Raw genomic sequence first — 22,743 nt, forward strand, 5'->3', positions numbered from 1 at the left:
CCTGAGACATAATGAGTTGTCTTAGGCTTTTTAATATAGTACTAATCATCTTGCAAAAGTGGGACGATGAATTCTCTTCCACTCTCTTTTATCTTACAATTATGTTAGTTCAATAGTCTAAAGATATATAACTAGAATATGATATGATATATTTTATATTAATATAATGTAAAGGATAATAATGAATAATGACTGAAGAACATAAAAATAGATTAATATCTATATTAAAAGTGGTATTTGCTATCACACTTTTTATTGTAGTAGTTGCTACTTTATATCATGAATTGTCACATATTAACTTCAAACAAACATTAGAAGCATTTAGTAAAATCAATCGATGGTTTTTAATTGGTTTATTTATATGTGGTGGCGCATCAATGCTACTTTTAAGTTTATATGATGTCATTCTTGTTAAAACTTTAAAGTTGAGTATACCACTGAACAAAGTATTTCGTTTGAGTTATATTATTAATGCATTTAATGCTATTGTTGGATTTGGTGGATTTATAGGCGCAGGATTTAGAACATTTATTTATAAAAATTATACTTCTGATAGAAAAAGATTACTTCACGCTATTTCAATCATATTAGTTTCAATGTTAACTGGTTTAAGCTTCTTATCTATTTTAGTCGTACTTCATATTTTCGATGCTTCTCATATTCTTGATAAAGTACGTTTTGTAAAATGGGTATTGTACGTAGTCGCTTTATTTTTACCTATTTTTATAGTGTATACAGTCGTTAAACCGGTTACTGAACATAATAAATTGGTAGGGATATATTGCACGCTTGTTTCAAGTATTGAATGGATAGCTGCTGCTGTTGTACTTTACTTGTCGGCATGGATTATTGATATTCATGTAGCTTTTACAACATTACTTGGTATTTTTATTATTGCTGCACTCTCTGGACTGATTAGTTTTATTCCAGGTGGATTCGGGGCATTTGATTTAGTTGTTTTATTAGGACTAAAATCTTTAGATATTCCTGAAGAAAAAATATTGATTGCCTTACTGCTATATCGTTTTGCTTATTATTTTGTACCTATTATCATTGCTTTAATTCTATCTACGTTTGAATTTGGCAATTCTGCGCGTAAGTACTTTGAAGAATCTAAATATTTTGTACCCGCTAAAGATGTTACCTCATTCATACTGTCTTATCAAAAAGATATTATTTCAAAAATCCCAGCATTTGCTTTATCTATTCTTGCACTATTAACAAGTTTTATTTTCTTTATTAATAATGTGACGATTGTTTATGATGGATTATATGATGCTGATCATTTTATTTACTATATCATGTTGTCTATTCATACAAGTGCATGTTTAATATTACTTGTTAATGTAAGGGGTATATATAAGCAAAGTAAGAGAGCAATTATTTATTCAATGATTTCACTTGTGTTAATATTTCTTGCAACGTTATATACGTATGCTTCTATCATGTTACTTACATGGCTCATCATTATTTTTATCTTACTTATTTTAGCTTATCGACGTGCGAAAGTATTTAAACGTCCATTTAGATTAAAAAACTTAATATTTACCTTAGTCATTAGTGTGATTGTTTTATATATTAATCATTTCATTATTTCTGAAACTTTATATGCTTTAGATTTATATCACTTGGAAATGGATACGTCATTATTAAAATACTATTTCTGGTTAACTGTGATAGTTGTTATATTATTAATTGTTGGTATTGCATGGTTATTTGGTCGTCGCTTTGAACGCCCACATCAATTACAAGAATATTCTCAATGTAAATCAATCATAGAAACATATGGAGGGAATTATTTAAGTCATTTGATATATAGCGGTGATAAAGATGTATTTATGTATGACAGTGAACAAGCTTTTCTTATGTATAGATATAAATCAAATGCGCTGGTCGTATTGGGAGATCCAATTGGAAATACGGCATCATTCCAATCATTGTTGGCTGATTTCTATAGTTATGCTGAAAAGTTAGGTTATGATGTCATTTTCTATCAAGTATCTGATCGTTTTATGCCGTTGTATCATAATTTTGGAAATCAATTTTTTAAATTAGGCGAAGAGGCTATTATTGATTTAACACAATTTACTACTTCTGGAAAAAAACGACGTGGTTTTAGAGCAACACTGAATAAATTTAATGATTTAAATATTAAATTTGACATTATAGAACCACCATTTTCTAAAGCGTTTATAGAAGAGCTTAGAAAAGTAAGTGATAAGTGGCTCGATGGACGTACTGAAATGCATTTTTCTGTTGGGCAATTTACAGAACAGTATTTAGATAAAGCCCCAATTGGAATTATGAAAAATGAAGAAGGTAAGATTATTGCTTTTTGTACATTAATGCCGACATACTATAACGAAGCAATTTCAGTAGATTTAATTCGTTGGTTACCTGAATTAGATTTACCTCTAATGGATGGATTATATCTACATATGTTATTATGGGGTAAAGAAAAAGGGTATAAAGCTTTTAACATGGGTATGGCTACCTTATCAAATGTAGGTCAACTCGATTATTCTTATTTACGAGAACGTATTGCGGGACGTGTGTTTGAACATTTTAATGGTTTATATCGTTTTCAGGGGTTACGAAGATATAAAGAAAAATATAGTCCCCAGTGGGAACCGCGATTTTTGGTGTATAGAAAAGATAGTTCTCTCTGGTACAGTATGTTAAAAGTAATGCGAGTGATTAGACATAAATAAAAAAGATATCCGAAAACAATTTCGGATATCTTTTTTATTATGAGTTAGAACGAGGATCATAATTTGCACGATCTCGCTGTTCTTGTGCGTAACGTTCAGGATTTTTTTTATAGAAATTTTGATGATATTCTTCTGCTTTATAAAAATTTGAAGCGGGAAGAACCTTAGTAGCAATGGCTTTATCAGAATGCATCGTTTGTTCTAAATCTTTGATATAGTTAATCGCAACTTTTCTTTGATCATCATTTGTATAAAAAATAGCTGTTTGATACTGTGACCCTCTATCTTGGAATTGACCCCCAGCATCTAATGGATCAATGACTGAAAAAAATATTTCTAATAATTTATGATAAGAAAATAAAGCAACATCATACTCTATTTTAACAGTTTCATAGTGTCCAGTAGTTCCGCTCTTTACTTGTTCATAGGTTGGATTTTTAACTGATCCTCCCATAAAACCTGATGTTACTGATTCAATACCTTCAAATTGATCAAACGGTTTTGTCATACACCAGAAACAGCCTCCTGCGAAGTATGCTGTATTAATATTCATTTACGCCATCCTTTCATAACACCTTTGTAATATTTATTGAAAACACTTGATTTTTTAAGATATTTTATATAACTTATTTATATATTATAGTATATCCGAATATTATTTTGAAGATTTTAGAGAGTGTAAGGTAGGTAAATATGACAGAAGAGAAGGATAATACAATATTAAGACGACAAACGGGGACAACGATACCTTCTAAACGACGCAAGAAGAAAAAATTTCGAAAATTACCTTTTGTAATACTGATTATTGTAGTTTTACTTATTGCAATGATTACGTATGTCGTTCATGGATATCAAAGTGGTATGAAATATGCACAAGAACATGCAAAAGATATTAAAATTCATAAATTTAATGGAGCCGTTAAAAATGACGGGAAAATCACAGTATTAATGCTCGGTGCTGACCAAGCTAATGGTGGAAAATCAAGAACTGACTCTATTATGGTTGTACAGTATGACTATATTAAGAAAAAAATGAAAATGATGTCAATTATGCGTGATATTTATGCGGAAATTCCTGGTTATGACAAATATAAAATTAATGCTGCATACTCACTTGGGGGACCAGAGTTGTTGAGACAAACACTAAATAAAAATTTAGGTATTAATCCTGAATACTATGCAGTCATTGATTTCACTGGCTTTGAAAAAATGATTGATGAATTAGAACCTAATGGTGTGCCAATTGATGTTGAAAAAGATATGTCAGAAAATATAGGGGTTTCATTAAAAAAAGGACACCATCGATTAAACGGTAAAGAATTATTAGGTTATGCGAGATTTAGACATGATCCAGAGGGAGACTTTGGACGTGTGAGACGTCAACAACAAGTTATGCAAACACTTAAGAAAGAATTGATTACCCCAAGTACAATCGTGAAATTACCTAAAGTAGCTGGTATATTGAGAGGATATATTAATACAGATATGCCAAACTCAGCTATTTTCCAAACAGGACTAAGTTTTGGAATACGAGGCGATAAAAATGTGGAAACACTAACTGTACCGTTAAAAAATTCTTATCAAAATATCAATACTAATAACGATGGTAGTGCATTAGATATTGATAAAGAGAAAAATAAAAAAGCAATAGAATCATTTTTAGACGAATAATAAATAAGCAGGCCAAAGTGGCCTGCTTATTTATTATCTATTTAACTACAATAATATTATTATGTAAACTTTGAAGATTATAATATTATTAATCTGATTTTCTTACGCCAGCTACACCGTAGTGATTTTTCTTCATTTCATCAATGACTACATGGATTGCTTCTCTATTTGCGCCTGTTGTTTTCTCTACTGCATTTGTAACCTCAGTGACTAAGTTTTTTAATTGCTCATCTGAGCGTCCTTCTAATAATTTTACATTTACAATCGGCATGATGTTTTCCTCCTTACATAATTATGTGCTTAGTATATCATTTTTAAAAAATGAACTTCAAGATATTTAAATAGAACATTTGTTCTTTTTAATGTTGTAAGAGAACAAGTGTTCTTATATAATTGAATTATCTAAGGAGGGGGTTGATATGTATGATTATAATTTACTTGAAGATAGAGACATACTATGTGTAGATCAGAAAAGTTTTTATGCTAGTGTGTCTTGTATAGAAAAAGGATTAGATCCTTTAATGACAAAATTAGCAGTGGTAGCTGACACTAAGCGACAAGGATCTGTTGTTTTGGCAGCAACACCTAAATTAAAAGAACTTGGTATTAAAACGGGATCTAGATTATTTGAAATTCCACAACGTAATGATATTTATATTATTAATCCAAGTATGAGAAGATATCTAGAAGTATCATTAGAAATTTCTAAAATTGCTCTTAAATATGTTCCAGGGGAAGATTTACATCAGTATAGTATTGATGAATTTTTTATGGATGTAACAAATAGCTACCATCTTTTTAATACTACAGTATATTCTTTTGCTAAGTGTTTTCAAAAAGAAATTTTGGATAAGACGGGAATATACTGCACAATAGGTATTGGATCTAACTTGTTACTTAGTAAAGTAGCTATGGATATCGAAGCTAAACACACCAAAGAAGGTATTACTGAGTGGCGGTATCATGACATTCCCGATAAATTATGGTGTATTTCACCATTAAAATCATTTTGGGGAATCAATAAAAAAACAGAAATAAAGTTAAATAAAAAAGGAATTATTACAATAGGTGATTTAGCCCATTATCCTCATAGATATTTGAAGAAAGACTTTGGTATATTAGGCACTGATATGCATTTACATGCTAACGGTATAGATCAAAGTAAAATAAGAGAAAAAAGTAAAATTAATAATCCAACTATATGTAAAAGCCAAATTTTGATGAGAGACTATCAATTTAATGAAACAAAAATTGTGATGCAAGAGTTGATTGAAGATGTTGCTTGTAGATTAAGAGAAAGAAAGCAATTAGCACGTACTATACATTTTTCATTTGGATATACTCAAGGTGGAGGAATACATAAACAACACACTTTAACTGATGCTACAAATCTAGAACAAGATATATTTAAAGTCGTTAATGATTATGCGAATCAGTTGTGTGATAAACAGGCTTTGTATCGTACGTTAAGTGTTTCACTAACACAGTTCATTAATGAAGAAAATCGACAATTAAATTTATTTGTAGATGAATATAAAAGACAAAGAGATGAAAATTTAGCTAAAACGATTGATACGTTACAAAAGAAATATGGTAAAGGCATCGTTTCAAAAGCAATTTCTTATACTGAATCTGGAACAAAACATAATAGATTAGGATTAATGGCAGGTCATAAAATGTAAATAAACGGAAGTAGGTCAAAACTCATTTTGAATTTTGGCCCACTTCTATTTTTATGGAATATAAGTATCAAATTCATTTAAAGCAACAATACCTAATTCACGATCTTTTGGAGTTTTAAAGGTAACTTGTAAAGCACCTAAAATATCCTCACGAACTTCTAAAATTTTTAAGTTTCTTATAGAAATATTATGTAAACTAAGTATAGAAGTAACTTTATTAATCATACCCGCTTTATCTGGAATATCAATATATAAATCATACCCAACATTGACTACACCATGTTGCTTAAGAGGTAATTGATCTCTAAAAATTTTTGCATCTTCAAAGAATTGATATATTTGTTGTTCTTCTTCATTTTTAAGTTTAACTATCATATCCTTAATATTGGTTTGCATATCTTCTAGTAAACTAATGATATTTTGTTTATTACTAAGTGAGATATCCTTCCACATTTCGGCATTACTACTTGCAATTCTTGTAATATCTCTAAATCCACCAGCAGCAAGCTGTTTGACTAAAGCATGATCATTTGCATGGCTTGAACTCAAGTGTACTAAACTAGAGGCAATAATATGTGGAACATGACTAACAATTCCCGTTACATAATCATGTTCTTTCGCATTAGTAATAATAAATTTAGCTAGTGTAGGGGAGAGCAAATATTGTAATGTTTTAGCCGCTTGTGTATTACGTTCATCATCGTAAACTAAAATATAGTATGCATTTTCAAATAAGTGTTTTTTAGAATTAAGGACACCAGATTTATGGCTACCAGCCATTGGATGCCCACTAACAAGATGAATATTTGATTCTAATAAACGTTTTTCAAAATTTTGAATGATAAGTTTTGTACTGCCAGTATCCGTTACAATCAAATGTGATTTGGTTTCATAATTAGGTAATGAATTTAGATATATTGCTGTTTGATGAACTGGAGTAGCAAAGATAATAATATCCGCTTCCTTAACACCAAGAGCATAATCATTAATCTTTTTGTCAATTATACCAATAGACATTGCTTTATCTAATTGAGTTACATCAGTATCATAGGCAGAAATTATAAGATCAGATTGATAAAATTTTAAATTACTAGCTAAGCTTCCACCAATTAATCCTAAACCAACAAATAAAATATTTTTCATATGAGCCCTCCTTATTTCTAAATATTCAGAATATCTATATTTTAAATTAGTCATTCATTTTAAACAATACTATTCATTAGAGTTCACTATTTATCTAGGTTAAAATATATTTAAAGTATTAAAGGGGGAAGTTGAATGGAATCAAAGATATTAGAATTAATTCAAAACTTAACTAACATTAATAGTCCTTCGGGAAATGCTTATAATGCAATAAGTTATGTAAAACAAAAAGTAGAACATTTAGGATATTCAACTCAATTAACAAATAAAGGTGCATTAATTATCACAGTTGAGGGTGAAGATAATGAACGTCAACGTTGTATTACTGCTCATGTAGATACTTTAGGTGCAATGGTAAAAGAAATTAAAGAAGATGGTCGTTTAACAATCGATCTAATTGGTGGATTTAAATATAATGCGATTGAAGGAGAATATTGTCAGATTGAAACAGACTCTGGCGAAACGTACACAGGGACAATATGTTTACATGAAACAAGTGTTCATGTATATCGCGAAAATGAAAAAATACCAAGAGATATTGAACATATGGAAGTCCGTATAGACGAAAAAACGTCTTCTAAGAAAGAGACAGAAGATTTAGGAATAGAAGTAGGTAATTTTATTAGCTTTGATCCAAGAACAGAAATAACATCATCTGGATTTATTAAATCCCGACACTTAGACGATAAAGCAAGTGTAGCAATGATATTAGATTTATTAGAAAGAATAAAAAATGAACAAATTAAATTACCACATACTATTCAATTTTATATTTCTAATAATGAGGAAATAGGATATGGAGCGAATGCATCTATTTCTAATAAAATTGTAGAATTTATTGCTTTTGATATGGGAGCACTTGGAGAGGGACAATCTTCTGACGAATATACAGTATCTATTTGTGCTAAAGATGCGTCTGGACCTTATCATAAAGAATTAAAAACACATCTAGTAAACTTATGTAAATTTAATCATATTCCGTATAAAATAGATATTTATCCTTATTATACGTCAGATGCGTCTGCAGCATTAAAAGCAGGAGCAGATATTAAACATGGATTATTTGGAGCTGGTATTGAGTCCTCTCATGCACTGGAACGAACACATATTGATTCTATACATGCCGCTCAAAACTTATTATATGCCTATTGCTTGTCATCAATAAATTGAAATAAATATTGACAAGGAAGATTTATTTATGTATTATACTGAATTATAATAATATTTTAATAATTCTGAGAATTGAGTAGAAGATATGTGATGTAGCAAATAGAAAGCTAATGGATGATGTAAATTAGCACAGCATATGTTTGAATTGGACTTAGAAGATTAAATTTAATAACAGTAAAGTGAACATGTAATGTTAATTAAGGTGGCACCACGGTAACGCGTCCTTATCTATGGAACGTAATCGTGGTGTCTTTTTGGTATAAATATAGTAATTATTAGCTAGATAATCATAGAAAGTTAGTGGTTGATGAAAACTAACATCACTAATAATGAAATTGGGTTTATACTTATAAAAAATCAAATAAAAAATAAGTGAACTTTAAATATTTTGATAATTCGAAATATTTAGTTAATTAAGGTGGTACCGCGCGTCAGCGTCCTTTTAAATAAGGATGCTGATATTTTTTTGAGAAAGGATTAAAGCTTAATGAAACTATATTATGAAATACTTAGAGCAAATATTACACCCGAAGTTTTAGGAAAGTTAAAGAAAAATAAGATTATTTTAGAAAGTACCAGTCAAAAGCAAATTAAAGGTAGATATTCTATTGTAGCATTCGAAAGCTATGGTTCTGTTGTGTTAAATAATGACTTACTAAAGATAAAAACAAAAAAACAAAATGTTGAAATTACTGAAAAGTCTTATGAATATTTAAAAGATTATATCAATCAATTTAATATTCAGATTACAGATGAAAAATTAAAACATTTACCATTTGTATCTGGCTTTATTGGTACGTGTAGTTTTGACTTAGTAAGACATGAATTTCCAATTTTAAAACAGCAATCTATACAAGAAATTAAGGATAGCAATGATATTGAATTTCACATGATAGAAGATGTATATGTATTTGATCATTATAAAGATGAATTATATGTTATTGCTACAAATCAATTTTCAGAAGTAGAACAGAAAGATTTAGAAAAAAGAGTAAAAGATAGAATAAAGGAACTATCTCAAATTAAAGCTTATACAGATGATTATATTCGTCCTCCTACGCCTTCAAATATCATACCAAATGTATCAGATGATGAATTTATAAATACTATAAAGCAATTGAAAAAGCTTATAAAAGAAGGCGATATGTTTCAAGTTGTACCATCTAGAATATATAGCTACAATCATCATTTTAAAAATAATACATTGCAATTAAGTTATCAATTATACCAAAACTTAAAAAGACGTAATCCAAGTCCATATATGTACTATATTAATATGAATACACAAATTATTATAGGCAGTTCTCCAGAGAGTTTTGTAGCTGTACAAGATGGAACGGTTATTACGAATCCAATCGCTGGAACAATTAAAAGAGGTAAAACCATAAAAGAAGATAAACAAAATGCAGAGCAATTATTGAGTGATGAAAAGGAATTAAGCGAACATCGAATGCTTGTTGATTTAGGCAGAAATGATCTACATAGAGTCAGTAGAACCGGTAGTTCAAAAATTACAAAATTAATGGAAATTGAAAAATATGAGCATGTCATGCATATTGTAAGCGAAGTAAAAGGTGAGATTAAGCAAAAATTATCTCCTATGACAGTAATTGCTAATTTATTACCTACAGGAACTGTTTCAGGAGCTCCAAAACTTAGAGCAATTAGGCGTATATATGAGACATATCCATATAAACGTGGACTATATAGTGGGGGTGTAGGCTACATTAATTGTAATCAGAATTTAGATTTTGCTTTAGCAATAAGAACAATGTTAATTGATGATACTACCGTGAAAGTCGAAGCAGGGTGTGGGGTGGTTTATGATTCAGTACCAGAAAAAGAATTAGAAGAAACATTATTAAAAGCAAAAAGTTTATTGGAGGTAACACCATGATTTTAATCATTGATAATTATGATTCATTTACATATAACTTAGTTGATATAGTAAGTCAATTAGATGATGTCATTGTTAAATATCCGGACGATAAAGATGTGCTTAACTACGTTAACCAAAGTGATGGTCTCATCATATCTCCAGGACCTGGTCATCCTTTAGATAGTAACCATCTATTGAATATTATTGAAAGGTATAAATCTTTACCGATATTAGGCGTATGTTTAGGTGCACAAGCAATAACATGCTATTACGGTGGCCGTGTTATTCAAGGCGAAAAAGTCATGCACGGTAAAGTCGATATATTAACAGTTATTCAACATACTAAATTATATAACAACTTAGCAAATCAATTTAATATAATGCGTTACCATTCATTAATAAGTGATGAAATCTCTTTTCCATCACAATTAATAATTACTGGAAGGACAAAAGATTGCATTCAATCTTATGAGACAAAAAATGGATTACATTTTGGTATTCAATATCATCCCGAGTCGTTTGCAACAGACCAAGGACAACAAATAATTAAAAATTTTATCGATATCGTAAAGGAAAGAGGTAAATATGATGACCTTAACATTACTCAACCAAATTCAAAGTCATGCAACACTCTCACAACATGAAACTACTGAATTTATTCAATATCTCATCAATCCAGAATGTCATACTCAAGATAAAGTAAAGTTATTACAAGCTTTCACAAATAAGTCGATACAACAAAAAGAATTAACTTATATAGTGAAAAGTCTTATTCATACGATGTATTCAACTCAACCTGAATACAAAGGAAGTATATGCGTTTGTGGAACAGGAGGAGATAAATCAAATAGTTTCAATATTTCAACGACAGTATCATTTGTAGTAGCAAGCGCAGATGTTCCAGTCATTAAACATGGAAATAAAAGTATTACATCTAATTCTGGAAGTACCGATTTATTACAACAATTACACATTCCTACTACGAAAGTAGCAAATGTAGCCAAACAAGTATCTAAAACACATTTAGCATTTATCAGCGCTATGGAATCTTATCCAATTATGAAATACATTCAACCTATTAGAAAACTTATTCATGAACCAACTATTTTCAATATTGTCGGACCATTAATCAATCCTTTTAAATTAGATTATCAAGTAATGGGGGTCTACGATGCTTCCCAATTACCCATGATTATTAAAACTATGAAAGATTTAGGACGACGAAGAGGCATCGTACTTCATGGAGCGAATAGAATGGATGAAGCAACATTATCTGGGGATAACGAAATATATGAATTACATGAAGATGGGACTATTTCACATTATGTTTTAAATGCACGAGATTATGGCATAGCTCATGCAAATAATATAGAACTTCAAGGTGGCACACCTGAAGAAAATAAAAACATTACCATTGACATATTAAGTGGAAAAGATCATTCCCCTAAAAGAAATGTCGTAGTGCTGAATGCAGCATTAGCCTTATATATATCAAATAGAGTGGATAGTATTAAAAAGGGCGTTGATTTAGCAAAAGATTTAATTGATAGTGGCAAAGCTTTAAAACAATGTCAGTTGATGAAAGGGGAATAAAATTGACAATATTAGATGAGATTGTACAGTATAAAAAACAGTTACTAAACGATGGGTATTATACAGATAAAATAAAACATATTAAAAAAGTTGATGTATCTTATAAGTCAGCTCTAGAAACCACTTTGAAAAGGGAATCAACATTGAGTATTATTGCAGAAATAAAATCTAAAAGTCCTTCTGTAAAAGCATTCAAGGACATTAACTTAGAGCATCAAATTGCTAAATATGAAAATCATGGAGCAAGTGCTATTTCAATTTTAACCGATGAAAAATATTTTGGAGGAAGTTTTGAACGTCTACAAACGTTAACACAACTCACACATTTACCAGTATTATGTAAGGATTTTATCATTGATCCGCTTCAAATTGATCTTGCTAAGAGAGCCGGAGCTTCTATTATTTTATTAATAGTAAATATTTTAACCAATGATACACTTCAGTCTTTATATCATTATGCAATATCTCAAAACTTAGAAGTCTTAGTTGAAGTTCATAACAAAGAAGAGTTAGAACGCGCTTATCAAATTAAACCTAAAATCATTGGTATAAATAATAGAGATTTAAAAACATTTATTACTAAAGTAGAACATACTAATGACATTTTGGAAATGAAAAAAGAAGGTTATTACTATATTTCTGAAAGTGGTATTACAACTTTAAATGATGTAAAAAAAATTGTAAGTAGTGGCATAGACGGATTACTTGTGGGAGGAGCTTTAATGAATAGTAATAATATATCATCGTTATTACCTTCATTAAAACTAAATAAAGAGAAATGAATATACTAAAATTTTGTGGTTTTAAAACAAAAAGTGATATTTTAAAAGCCAATTCCTTAGACATAGATATGATAGGTTTTATTCATTATCCAAAAAGTAAACGTCATTTAAATATAGAACAAATTAACTATTTAAATCAATTTGTAGCAAAGCACATTCATCGAGTTATAGTTGTTGTGAATCCTACATATAAAGAATTAAATACATTGTTGCAACAAACCAATGTGAACGGCATTCAATTTCATGGTAATGAAACAATTGAATTAATCCAAAAAGTTAAATTAAATTTTAAGAATATTAAGATAATTAAAGCGTTGCCGGCTACAGAAAACTTGAATAGAGATATGAATCAATATAAGCCATGGGTAGATTTATTTATTATTGATACCCCTTCAATTCAATTTGGTGGTACTGGTCAAACGTTTAATTGGAAAATATTAGAATCAGTAAGCCAAGACATTCCTTATCTTATTGCAGGAGGAATAAATATAAGTGCTATTCAACAGATTGAAAAGCTGGATTTATCACATAAAGGCTATGATATATCCAGTGGTATAGAGACAAATGAATGCAAGGATAAATTGAAAATGGAAACAATTATAAATTACGTTAAAGGGAGCTTAGAATATGAAACAGATACAAACGGAAGCAAATGAACTAGGTTTTTTTGGTGAGTATGGAGGACAATATGTACCGGAAACATTAATGCCAGCTATCATTGAATTAAAGAGAGCGTATAAAAAAGCAAAAAATGATCCTAAATTCCAACAAAAGATAGCATATTATTTAAAGGATTATGTTGGGAGAGAAACACCCTTAACTTATGCGAAATCATATACAGAAGCATTAGGTGGGGCTAAAATTTATTTAAAAAGAGAAGATTTAAATCATACTGGTGCCCACAAAATCAATAATGCCATAGGTCAAGCATTGCTCGCTAAACGAATGGGCAAAAATAAACTTGTTGCAGAAACGGGAGCTGGACAACATGGAGTTGCAAGTGCCACAGTGGCTGCATTATTTGATATGGAACTGATTGTTTTTATGGGAAGAGAAGACATCAAAAGACAACAACTTAATGTATTTAGAATGGAATTATTAGGAGCTAAAGTTGAAGCTGTGGATGAAGGTCAAGGAACTTTATCTGACGCAGTTAATAAAGCGCTACAGTATTGGGTAAGTCACGTGGAAGATACACATTATTTATTAGGATCAGCTTTAGGGCCGGATCCTTTTCCAACGATGGTTAGAGATTTTCAGAGTGTAATTGGTCAAGAAATAAAATCACAAATATTAGAGAAAGAACATCGTTTGCCAGATGCAATAGTTGCTTGTGTAGGAGGAGGTTCTAATGCAATAGGAACATTTTATCCTTTTATCGAAGATGATGTGAAATTATACGGTGTGGAGGCAGCTGGCAGAGGTAAGGATACTAATCAACATGCACTTGCGATAGGGAAAGGAAAGGCCGGTGTGCTTCATGGATCAAAAATGTATTTAATCCAAGATGAACATGGACAAATTGAATTGGCACATTCTATCTCAGCAGGATTAGATTATCCAGGTATTGGACCTGAACATTCATATTATCATGATATTGGAAGAGTAACCTATGAATGTGCTAGCGATGAAGAAGCAATGGAAGCACTTGTCCGCTTCACCAAAATAGAAGGTATTATCCCCGCTATAGAAAGTGCACATGCATTAAGTTATGTAGAAAAATTAGCACCTAAAATGAAACAAAACGATATATTAGTAGTGACAATATCTGGACGCGGAGATAAAGATATGGAAACGATTCAACAATATATACAACAGAGAAAGGAGGATAAAAATGAGTAAATTATTTATTCCTTACATCATGGGTAATAGACAATTTTTAGAAAATGTAAAATTACTTGATAAAAGTGGAGCAGATATTATAGAAATTGGTGTTCCATTTTCAGATCCTGTAGCTGATGGACCCATCATTATGAAAGCTGGTCATGAAGCACTTAAAGATCATATAACAATCGACTATATATTTGATGAGTTAGATAAACATCAAAATGAAATTAATTGTAAATGTGTTCTAATGACATACTATAATGTTATTTTAAGTTATGGAGAAAAAGCCTTTTTTAAAAAATGCGATGATATTGGTGTTTATGGAGTAATTATTCCAGATTTACCATTTGAATTAATAGAACAATTAAAACAACAATTAAATCATAATAGAGTAGTAAAAATAATTTCATTAATAGCAATGACGACAGATATAAATCGTATACAAAATATAGCAAAACATGCCGAAGGATTTATCTATACTGTAACGATGAATGCTACTACTGGAGAAGATGGAACGTTTCATCCAAAGCTTAAAGACCAGATAAAAATGATTAAATCTTTTACATCTCTCCCAGTTGTAGCAGGATTTGGAATAAGAACTACAGACCATATAAAAGATTTGGTAAAAGATGTAGATGGTGTTGTTATTGGAAGTGAAATCGTTCGAAGATTTCAAAATGATGACTTAAGTCAAACAGGAGAATACTTAAGGGAGATTAGACAAACTTTAGATAATGGTTAGCATAGTATAAAATAAAAATTATTTAGAGTATTCATAGCATGAAATACTTAAGAATTAGTAGCAATGTAGTATTAATTGATTTAAAATGAAATTAGATATGAATTTAAGAGCTGAAAAAGAATGATTTTCAGCTCTTATTATTTGGAGAAGATAGAAGAAGCCAAGAATTTAAGAGCATTTAGGTTAATTGGAAGTATATACAGGTTTATATTTTAGTTTTAACCTTATCTAGTGTATACTTATTGAGATTAGACCGATGCGTATTCACAACATATACATAAGCTAAAATTTTAAAATTAGTCAACTCAAATTAAATAAAGATTCTAAATTAGGAGTTATAGAGATAATGAAGTTTACAAATTTAACAGCTACAGAATTTGGCGATTTTACTGAAAAAATGCCATATAGCCATTTTACACAAATGACTGAAAATTATGAGTTAAAAGTTGCCGAGAAAACTGAAACTCATTTAGTAGGAATTAAAAATAAAGATAATGAAGTCATTGCTGCTTGTATGCTAACTGCTGTACCCGTTATGAAAATTTTTAAATATTTTTATTCAAATCGTGGTCCAGTCATTGATTATGAAAACAAAGAGCTCGTTCACTTTTTCTTTAACGAATTAAGTAAATATTTAAAACAGCAACGTTGTTTATACGTACGTATAGACCCTTATTTGCCTTATCAATATCGTAATCATGATGGTGATATTACAAGGAATGCTGGGAATGATTGGTTCTTTGATAAAATGAAGCAATTAGGATATCAACACGAAGGGTTTACAACAGGATTTGATCCAATATTACAAATTCGGTTCCATTCAGTTTTAAATTTAAAGGATAAAACTGCTAAAGATGTATTAAATGGAATGGATAGTTTACGAAAAAGAAATACTAAAAAAGTCCAAAAAAATGGTGTTAAAGTAAGATTTCTTACTAAAGAAGAATTACCTATTTTCAGATCATTTATGGAAGATACATCAGAGACTAAAGAATTTTCTGATAGAGAGGATAGTTTCTACTATAATCGATTTGATCATTTTAAAGATAGAGTATTAGTACCTCTCGCATATATAAAATTTGATGAATATCTTGAAGAACTTCATGCAGAACGTCAGACATTAAATAAAGACTTAAACAAAGCTCTAAAAGATATTGAAAAACGACCAGATAACAAAAAAGCACAAAATAAAAAAATAAATTTAGAACAGCAATTAAAAGCAAATGAGCAAAAAATTGATGAAGCAACACAACTTCAATTAGAACACGGTAACGAATTACCAATATCTGCTGGATTCTTCTTTATTAATCCATTTGAAGTTGTATATTATGCAGGTGGAACGTCAAATAAATATAGACACTTCGCTGGAAGTTATGCAGTTCAATGGACTATGATTAATTATGCAATTGATCATGACATTGACCGTTATAATTTTTATGGGATTAGTGGTCATTTTACAGATGATGCTGAAGATGCAGGTGTTGTGAAATTTAAAAAGGGATTTAATGCAGATGTAATTGAATATGTTGGTGATTTCGTTAAACCTATAAATAAACCAATGTATTCACTATATACAATACTTAAAAAAATTAAAAAAAGATTGAATTAAGAGGGGAATAGTGCGAATATGAAATTTACAGAGTTAACAGTTAAAGAATATGAAACCTTCGTACAAAATCCATCATTAGAGAGTCATTACTTCCAAGTTACTGAAAATATAAAAACTAGAGAAAATGACGGATTTGAAGTTGTGTTATTAGGTGTAAAAGATGAAAGTAATAAAGTGATTGCTGCAAGTCTTTTCTCAAAAATTCCAACTATGGGAAGTTATGTATACTATTCAAATCGTGGACCAGTGATGGATTATTCCGATTTAGGTCTTGTTGATTTTTACCTACGAGAATTAGAAAAATACCTACACCAACATCAATGTTTATATGTAAAACTTGATCCATATTGGATTTATCAAATTTATGATAAAGATATCAATTCGGTAGAAGGTCACGAAAAAAATGATGCTTTAGTTAATTTATTTAAATCACATGGTTACGAACATCATGGTTTCACTACGAAATATGATCGCTCTAGTCAAGTGAGATGGATGGGCGTAAATTATCTAAAAGGTGAAACACCTGCATCATTGAAAAAGCAGTTTGATAGTCAACGTAAAAGAAATATAAATAAAGCGATAAACTATGGAGTAAAAGTAAGATTTCTTAAAAGAGATGAACTAAATATTTTCTTAGACTTGTATCGTGAAACAGAAGCACGTACTGGTTTTGTATCAAAAACAGATGAATATTTTTATAATTTTATAGATACATACGGCGATAAAGCATTAGTGCCATTAGCATATATTGATTTAGATGACTATATTAAATCATTGCAAACCTCTTTAAATGATAAAGAAACGCGTCGTGATCAAATGATGTCTAAAGAAAATAAAAGTGACAAACAGCTGAAAAAAATTACTGAACTAGATAAACAAATAGAACACGACCAAAAAGAACTCTTACATGCAAGTGAATTACGTCAAACTGATGGACAAATTTTAAACTTAGCTTCTGGAGTATACTTTGCAAATGCTTATGAAGTAAACTATTTCTCAGGTGGCTCATCAGAAAAATACAATAATTATATGGGACCATATATGATGCATTGGTTCATGATGAATTATTGCTTTGATCATGGATATGATCGATATAATTTTTATGGTTTATCTGGTGATTTTACTGAAAATAGTGAAGATTATGGTGTTTATCGCTTTAAAAGAGGGTTTAATGTGTATATCGAGGAGTTAATTGGGGATTTCTATAAACCAATTAATAAACCTAAATATTGGCTATTTAAAACATTGAATCGTATACGTAAGAAGATTAAAAAATAACAATTAGAATAAAAAGCATATTGGCAATCTTGCCAGTATGCTTTTTTATAATTAGTGATAGAGACTAATTATAAATAGTGTAGGTAAATTCTAAGTTGTAAATACAAGTTGCATCCTACAAATTAATAATAGCATATCAATTATTTTTATCAATGATACACCAAAAGAAATTTATTTTTAATATTTTATAATAAATGAAATTTATAGTGTTTTATAATTTGGATAATAAATACATAGTTATGATATCATTAAATAACTAATCTAATTGGAATCATTCCGCTTTAGATTGTTTTGAGAAATAATTAAGAACGATTGTATAAATCGTAATGCCAATATCCATGATTCAATACTTTAGATAATGATTACCGAACTGTAGAAAAAATAACTTTAAATAAATACTACTAAAATTAGAATGCATGGGCATATGTAAACGAGTTAAGGTATATATTAAAACTTTAAATAATCTGTATTTTGTTAAAAAGCTTAAATTGAAGATATTCATATAAAAATGCAGATTTCTACAATTTAGTTTACATAATATATATTATAGGAAGTTGTATATATAACGATCAGGGGACCTATTCTTTTTTAATTACACTTCAATGATATATTTTAGTTATCATTCTTTGGTTAACATTGATCTATCTAAAATGATTGACTTAGTTATAATTTGTTATGATAAAAATCAACTACATTATATGTATTATATATAATGTAGAAAATACTAATATGAATTTAGTGTTCGATATTTGTGACATAATTTATTTTGATAATTAATATAGTAATGAATCAATTATTGAATGCTAGCTAGTTTACATAATGCAAGATACCATATGAATTTGCAGATAAATAATTTATATCTTTTGTTCTACCTTATCAATTTAAAGATTATCGGTGATATTGGAACCATTATTTCTAATAACAATTATTTCAAAGAAAGACTTTAATATCATAAAAAGTGATCCATTCTTATAAGTTTGACTATCGTCTCGTCTATTAAGACGATTTTACTAAATATACCTTTCCAGTATTATGAGCAACATACCCCTTTTAAAATCATCAAATAAGTCAATAAGGCTACTTATTTTAAGTCTAATATACATGTTAAAGAAATCACCAACAATATAAAAGGAATATGTAATATTTTAGGTAAAATAAGATAATAAAATGTAAATATTTAATTGATAATGATTATCATTTTCTATTATAGTATTCTCTAGGAGGTTAGAAAATGCAAAAATCATTTAAATATATTCTATTAATTTTATCAGTTATTTTAATCTTATCAGCATGTGATAAGCAATCGGATTCAAATTCTTCATCTAGTAAAGATACCATTACAGTAAAAAATACATATGAATTTAAGGATAAGAATCATACACATAGTAGAGGCAAAAATAAAACAGAAACAGTTAAAGTACCAGTTAATCCGAAACGTGTAGCAGTACTAGATTATGGCGCGTTAGATATTATGCAGCAAATGGGACTTCAAGACAAAATAGTTTCTATTGCTAAAGGACAAGGTGCTTCATTTTTGCCTTCTTCCCTTTCAGAATTTAAAAACAGTAAATATACAAATCTAGGCAATCCAGGAAGACCTAATTATGATGAATTAGCTAAATCAAAACCTAATGTTATCTTTGCTTCATTTAGACAAGCACATACGAAAACAATAGATGAAATGAAAAAAGCGGCGCCTAATGCTAAGATTTTATTTGTTAGTCCCGATAATGATAATTATATTTCATCAATTAAAGAACATACGACATTGTTTGGTAAAATTTTCAAAAAAGAAGAAAAAGCAAAAGCACTTAATCATAAATTAAGTGAAGAAGTGAAAGAGGCTAAAAAAGTAATTAATAAAGATACCGTATTACTTTTAAATGTTGATGATAAAGGCATTAGTGCCTTCGGACCAACTGGTAGATTTGGAGGCTTCTTAAATAAAGATTTAGGAATTAACCACGCTGATCCTAAAATGAAAGCAAATTCAGCTGGTAATATAGTTACTAATGAGTATTTAAATAAAATTAATCCTGATAAATTGTTTGTAATTAATCGAACTAAAAATGCGGATGACAAAACGTTACCTTCTGCTTTGAATAATCAAGTGATAAAAGATATGAAAGCAATAAAAAATCACCAAGTCTATCAATTTGAAGCTAATGCTTGGTATTTTAGTGAAGGTGGCATTGAAACAACTATTCATCAATTAAACAAAATTGAAAAAGCTTTTAAAAAAAAATCCTTTTATACACTATTAAAAATATAAATGGGAGTGGGATAACGAATTCAAAATGAATTCTATCCTACTCCCTTATATTTATCTTCTATCACGACGACGATACATGTACTCGTCGTTATCATATTTTTTCATCTCTTTTTCCAATTGCTTTTCTTTACGTTCTCGGCGCCATCCTCTTGTAAAATACCATAAAAGGAAACTAATCATTAAACTGATAATGGCAAGAAAAGCGGCATAGCCTAATAAAGGCTGGAACGTTATATTATAAAAATTAGGAATAAAGAAAGCTAATACTGCTAAAACAACGAAGGTAATTACTGCTGCTGAAAGCCATTTTTTCAGTACCAATGTACAAAAGACAGTTAATACCATCATTGCTAGGATTGTGATCCAAAGATAATTTGGCATATCAAATATCGTCATAAAAAACGCCTCAACTTTTATATTTTATAATATGTAATATACAATACTTTTATAAATAATTATACCTTCTTAATTATTAAAATGACTCAGACTAAAGGCTTAAAACTGAGTTTACAAATAATATTATGTATAATATATATGAGAATAACTATTTAGGAGTGAATAAAATGAACACAGGCTTACCACTCAGAAAACATGTTCCAGATAATGAAAAATGGAATTTAGAAGATTTATTTACGAATGATGAAGCATTTTATAATACTTTAAATGATGTATTAGAGAAATCCGCTCAATTTAATCAAAAATATAAAAATAATTTATCAGAAACTAAAATTATTCTAGATGCACTTAAAGAATATGAAGACTTACTTATACAATTTGATCGATTAGGTAATTATGCTGAACTTAGATTAAGTGTTGATACTACAAATGAATTAGCGCAAACATTAAATGCCAAACTATCAACATCTTATGGTAAGATATCTAGTTTATTATCATTTGTTGAATCTGAAATAATGATACTCTCTGATGATAAATTAAAAGAGCTAAAAGAGCAGTTCAATAGTCCTCATTATCTAGAAAAATTAATAAAACGTAAACCTTATCAATTATCTTCAGAAGTTGAAGAAGTGCTTGCCAGTTTGTCGCCTACTTTTCAAAGTGCTTATGAACTCTATGGAACAACTAAAATGCTTGATATTGCGTTTGAATCGTTTGAACATAATCATGAAATGTATCCTTTAGATTATGCAACTTTTGAAAATGAGTATGAAGACAGTTCAGATCCAGAGTTTAGACGTAAAAGTTTCGAAGCTTTTAGTAATGCATTGCGTAAATATCAACACACAACAGCTGCAACATATAATCAACATGTACAACAAGAAAAAATTGAGGCTAATTTAAGAGGCTATGATTCTGTTATAGATTTTTTACTACAAGAACAAGAAGTTACACGTGAAATGTATGATAGACAAATTGATGTCATCATGAGTGATTTAGCACCTGTGATGCAAAAATATGCTAAAATACTGCAAAGAATTCATAACTTAGATAAAATGCGATTTGAAGATTTAAAAATATCAGTTGATCCTAGTTATGAACCAGATATTTCAATAGAAGACTCAAAACAATATATTCACGGTGCTTTAGGTGTTTTAGGCGATGACTATATTAAAATGGTTGATAATGCTTATAATCATCAATGGATTGATTTTGCTCAAAATAAAGGTAAAGATACTGGTGCGTATTGTGCTAGCCCTTATTTTACGCATTCATATGTATTTATTTCATGGACAGGTAAAATGGCAGAAACTTTCGTATTAGCGCATGAATTGGGCCACGCTGGTCATTTTACATTGTCACAAAAACATCAACATTTATTAGATTCAGAAGCATCTATGTATTTTGTAGAAGCACCTTCTACAATGAATGAAATGCTGATGGCAAACTACTTATTTAGTAATAGTAATGATGCACGTTTTAAACGATGGGTGATTGGCTCAATTATATCTCGCACATATTATCATAATATGGTCACGCATTTACTGGAAGCAGCATATCAAAGAGAAGTATACAAAAAAGTTGATAACGGTGAATCTTTAACAGCACCCGTTCTTAATAAGTTAATGAGAAACGTTTATGAACAATTCTTTGGTGATGCGGTTGAACTTACTGATGGAATGGAATTAACGTGGATGAGACAACCACATTATTATATGGGATTATATTCATATACGTATTCAGCTGGATTAACTATTGGCACAGTGGTCTCTCAAAAAATTAAAAAAGAAGGACAAAAAGCAGTCGATGCATGGTTAGAAACGTTAAAAGCTGGAGGAAGTAAAAATCCAGTTGAACTTGCAAAAGTAGCAGGAGTTGATATAACAACAAATGCCCCACTTAAATCTACTATTGCGTATATTTCAGAATTAGTAGATGAAGTAGAAACACTTACAAATGAAATTGAACATAATTAATATATTATAAAG

At 29.5% G+C, this 22,743-nt stretch carries 19 protein-coding genes; 15 read left to right on the forward strand and 4 right to left on the reverse strand.

The annotated features are described in order from the left end of the window. The first annotated feature begins 188 nt into the window (after positions 1-188). Positions 189-2,711 (forward strand): bifunctional lysylphosphatidylglycerol flippase/synthetase MprF, encoded by a 2,523-nt coding sequence (gene mprF, locus HMPREF2647_RS03455; RefSeq protein ID WP_048762429.1) that lies wholly within the window; start codon positions 189-191, stop codon positions 2,709-2,711. Positions 2,712-2,748: 37 nt separating this feature from the next. Here mprF and msrA read toward each other — a convergent pair whose 3' ends face one another. Next, the gene (gene msrA / locus HMPREF2647_RS03460; RefSeq protein WP_002449832.1) at positions 2,749-3,264 is read right to left on the reverse strand and encodes a peptide-methionine (S)-S-oxide reductase MsrA; all 516 of its coding nucleotides are present in this window, start codon (positions 3,262-3,264) and stop codon (positions 2,749-2,751) included. Positions 3,265-3,404: 140 nt separating this feature from the next. Here msrA and HMPREF2647_RS03465 point away from each other — a divergent pair, with 140 nt between their 5' ends. After that, positions 3,405-4,382 carry an LCP family protein gene (locus HMPREF2647_RS03465; protein ID WP_049419820.1) on the forward strand — a complete coding sequence of 326 codons (978 nt, stop codon included), beginning with the start codon at positions 3,405-3,407 and terminating at the stop codon, positions 4,380-4,382. An 88-nt stretch (positions 4,383-4,470) separates the two neighbouring features. Here the strand turns inward: HMPREF2647_RS03465 and HMPREF2647_RS03470 are convergent, their stop codons facing one another. Beyond that, the gene (locus HMPREF2647_RS03470; RefSeq protein WP_070436430.1) at positions 4,471-4,653 is read right to left on the reverse strand and encodes a 2-hydroxymuconate tautomerase; all 183 of its coding nucleotides are present in this window, start codon (positions 4,651-4,653) and stop codon (positions 4,471-4,473) included. 148 nt (positions 4,654-4,801) lie between these two features. Here HMPREF2647_RS03470 and HMPREF2647_RS03475 point away from each other — a divergent pair, with 148 nt between their 5' ends. Continuing rightward, the gene (locus tag HMPREF2647_RS03475; RefSeq protein WP_017174683.1) at positions 4,802-6,064 is read left to right on the forward strand and encodes a Y-family DNA polymerase; all 1,263 of its coding nucleotides are present in this window, start codon (positions 4,802-4,804) and stop codon (positions 6,062-6,064) included. Positions 6,065-6,115: 51 nt separating this feature from the next. On the opposite strand, the gene HMPREF2647_RS03480 is transcribed toward HMPREF2647_RS03475, so the two are convergent. Further along, entirely contained in the window at positions 6,116-7,207 is a 1,092-nt protein-coding gene (locus tag HMPREF2647_RS03480; RefSeq protein ID WP_048683130.1) for a prephenate dehydrogenase, read from the reverse strand. A 135-nt stretch (positions 7,208-7,342) separates the two neighbouring features. On the opposite strand from HMPREF2647_RS03480, the gene HMPREF2647_RS03485 reads away from it, so the two are divergent. The 11 genes from HMPREF2647_RS03485 to HMPREF2647_RS03535 all read left to right on the forward strand — a co-directional run bounded on the left by HMPREF2647_RS03485 (position 7,343) and on the right by HMPREF2647_RS03535 (position 20,359). Next, complete coding sequence (locus HMPREF2647_RS03485) at positions 7,343-8,377, forward strand: M42 family metallopeptidase (RefSeq protein ID WP_037541014.1); 1,035 nt, start codon at positions 7,343-7,345, stop codon at positions 8,375-8,377. Between the two features lie 487 nt (positions 8,378-8,864). Next, positions 8,865-10,274 carry an anthranilate synthase component I gene (locus HMPREF2647_RS03490; RefSeq protein ID WP_017174686.1) on the forward strand — a complete coding sequence of 470 codons (1,410 nt, stop codon included), beginning with the start codon at positions 8,865-8,867 and terminating at the stop codon, positions 10,272-10,274. After that, the gene (locus HMPREF2647_RS03495) at positions 10,271-10,900 is read left to right on the forward strand and encodes an anthranilate synthase component II (RefSeq protein ID WP_017174687.1); all 630 of its coding nucleotides are present in this window, start codon (positions 10,271-10,273) and stop codon (positions 10,898-10,900) included. The genes HMPREF2647_RS03490 and HMPREF2647_RS03495 overlap by 4 nt, the downstream gene beginning before the upstream one ends. After that, on the forward strand, positions 10,845-11,849 hold the full coding sequence (gene trpD, locus HMPREF2647_RS03500; RefSeq protein WP_169925290.1) for an anthranilate phosphoribosyltransferase: 1,005 nt from the start codon (positions 10,845-10,847) through the stop codon (positions 11,847-11,849). Before HMPREF2647_RS03495 ends, trpD begins: the two co-directional genes overlap by 56 nt. 2 nt (positions 11,850-11,851) lie before the next feature. Then, on the forward strand, positions 11,852-12,631 hold the full coding sequence (gene trpC, locus HMPREF2647_RS03505) for an indole-3-glycerol phosphate synthase TrpC (RefSeq protein WP_017174689.1): 780 nt from the start codon (positions 11,852-11,854) through the stop codon (positions 12,629-12,631). Beyond that, complete coding sequence (locus tag HMPREF2647_RS03510; protein ID WP_048681664.1) at positions 12,628-13,287, forward strand: phosphoribosylanthranilate isomerase; 660 nt, start codon at positions 12,628-12,630, stop codon at positions 13,285-13,287. The genes trpC and HMPREF2647_RS03510 overlap by 4 nt, the downstream gene beginning before the upstream one ends. Next, a complete protein-coding gene (gene trpB, locus HMPREF2647_RS03515; RefSeq protein ID WP_070436433.1) occupies positions 13,259-14,473 on the forward strand; it encodes a tryptophan synthase subunit beta in 1,215 nt (404 codons plus the stop codon). The genes HMPREF2647_RS03510 and trpB overlap by 29 nt, the downstream gene beginning before the upstream one ends. After that, entirely contained in the window at positions 14,466-15,200 is a 735-nt protein-coding gene (gene trpA, locus HMPREF2647_RS03520; protein ID WP_017174692.1) for a tryptophan synthase subunit alpha, read from the forward strand. The genes trpB and trpA overlap by 8 nt, the downstream gene beginning before the upstream one ends. A gap of 346 nt (positions 15,201-15,546) precedes the next feature. Continuing rightward, positions 15,547-16,809, forward strand: a complete 1,263-nt coding sequence (locus HMPREF2647_RS03525; RefSeq protein WP_070436434.1) for an aminoacyltransferase — start codon at positions 15,547-15,549, stop codon at positions 16,807-16,809. An 18-nt stretch (positions 16,810-16,827) separates the two neighbouring features. Beyond that, positions 16,828-18,087: an aminoacyltransferase gene (locus HMPREF2647_RS03530; RefSeq protein WP_048681888.1), complete on the forward strand. Its 1,260-nt coding sequence runs from the start codon at positions 16,828-16,830 to the stop codon at positions 18,085-18,087. Positions 18,088-19,318: 1,231 nt separating this feature from the next. Next, positions 19,319-20,359: a siderophore ABC transporter substrate-binding protein gene (locus HMPREF2647_RS03535; RefSeq protein WP_070548573.1), complete on the forward strand. Its 1,041-nt coding sequence runs from the start codon at positions 19,319-19,321 to the stop codon at positions 20,357-20,359. A gap of 51 nt (positions 20,360-20,410) precedes the next feature. Here HMPREF2647_RS03535 and HMPREF2647_RS03540 read toward each other — a convergent pair whose 3' ends face one another. Further along, positions 20,411-20,755, reverse strand: coding sequence for a hypothetical protein (locus HMPREF2647_RS03540; RefSeq protein WP_070436435.1), 345 nt, complete (start codon positions 20,753-20,755; stop codon positions 20,411-20,413). Positions 20,756-20,922: 167 nt separating this feature from the next. Here HMPREF2647_RS03540 and pepF point away from each other — a divergent pair, with 167 nt between their 5' ends. Further along, positions 20,923-22,731 carry an oligoendopeptidase F gene (gene pepF, locus HMPREF2647_RS03545; RefSeq protein WP_070436436.1) on the forward strand — a complete coding sequence of 603 codons (1,809 nt, stop codon included), beginning with the start codon at positions 20,923-20,925 and terminating at the stop codon, positions 22,729-22,731. Positions 22,732-22,743: the final 12 nt, after the last annotated feature.

The sequence above is a fragment of the Staphylococcus sp. HMSC035D11 genome (assembly GCF_001836075.1).
Taxonomy (GTDB): domain Bacteria; phylum Bacillota; class Bacilli; order Staphylococcales; family Staphylococcaceae; genus Staphylococcus; species Staphylococcus hominis.